General features: G+C 41.1%; 2 protein-coding genes. Both read right to left on the bottom strand.

Translation table 11 applies throughout. The features are described 5' to 3' along the window. Positions 1 to 107: 107 nt before the first annotated feature. Positions 108 to 344, bottom strand: a complete 237-nt coding sequence (locus tag H3S94_RS11735; protein ID WP_246786498.1) for a LysR substrate-binding domain-containing protein — start codon at positions 342 to 344, stop codon at positions 108 to 110. A 166-nt stretch (positions 345 to 510) separates the two neighbouring features. Continuing rightward, the gene (locus tag H3S94_RS11730) at positions 511 to 1,137 is read right to left on the bottom strand and encodes a glycosyltransferase family 29 protein (RefSeq protein ID WP_198241176.1); all 627 of its coding nucleotides are present in this window, start codon (positions 1,135 to 1,137) and stop codon (positions 511 to 513) included. Positions 1,138 to 1,276: the final 139 nt, after the last annotated feature.

Here is a 1,276-nt window from a genome sequence, read left to right as displayed (position 1 = left end):
TAATAGAAATTTAATTGTCGGACGCAAGAACTATTCGCCAATATTTTAAGAGAATTTTACACTATGTTGCTTCTGCACCTTTTTTCTTGGGTGCAGGAAAAAACGGCTCATGATTTTATGCCATTATTTACCTTTAATGTTCCATCATGGTATTCACCTGAAAGCCGCAACCATTCGCGTGCCGCATAGGAAAGATGGCTTTGACTGCGCCAGATTAAAGCCATATGCCATTCAATAATTGTGTCGGTTATTTCAACCATTTTGACATTTTTGACATTCCGTTTTTCAGCAATCATACGGGGTAAAAATCCTACACCCATACCGGCCGCAACGAGGCCGAACAGAAAGTCGATCTGACTTGAGCGCGCCGAAACAACTGGCGACAGTCTTTTTTACGGAATGTTTCAATAACAAGCGGCGTCAAAACAGGCTGCTAAATTCCAACCTCCATACCAGGGACGAATGGAAAGGAAAACAAAGGTGAATTATACTGCTTGCTCCTAAAATCGCTTATTCAAGGAAATGGCATGTTCCTTCCGCAACACGTTTGTGAACCCATTCTTTTTCAGCCGACCAGTTGTGCCCTACCCAACCCTGCCAGGTAAAACCACAAATATAGATTTCCCATTCGAACAAATCTAAACGATGTAGGTAATCCCAGATTCCAAGGTAACCGGTCGAAGGAAACAATTCCTTGAGTTTATTGCCTTCAATGCCGATTTCAGCACAAGCTTCAAGATAGAATTGTGCTGATTTAATGACGATATCCTTGTGTGCTTTACCAAATACACTGACTGCTTTATTGGTCCAGTCACTCCTTTGATGTCTCAATAATCGTGAAATCAGGCTTGGTCGCTTACAATAATTTTTTATAATATAAGGATGATAGACAAACGTAAGCGTTTGAGCCTGTTTAAAAAACTTGCATTCAAGAAAAGCTGGGTCGCTAAGCCTTTCCTGCATCGGTTCATTGGCATTAGACATCATAAGGCAGCTGGTATTAGTGCCACTCCAACCTTTAAGCAAACGTGGATGATTAAAACGTAAGACATAGTCTGCGCTATCAATCTCTTCAGACAAATCCCTCGGTAAATCGGCATTTCCAACAACGATGAGTCGTCTTTTTTGAGTTCCCATAAAACCACTTCCAAGTTTGACGCTTCACGCCCCCGCGCTTTTAAATGACCGCACACAAGCGGTAATTTACTGTGTTAAATGGCAGAATAATAGAAATTTAATTGTCGGACGCAAGAACTATTCGCCAATATTTTAAGAG

It is taken from the genome of Bartonella sp. B10834G3 (assembly GCF_016102505.1).
GTDB lineage: Bacteria > Pseudomonadota > Alphaproteobacteria > Rhizobiales > Rhizobiaceae > Bartonella > Bartonella choladocola.
The sequence above is the reverse complement of the archived record's forward strand: the minus strand, read 5'-3'. Positions and strand labels throughout refer to the sequence as shown.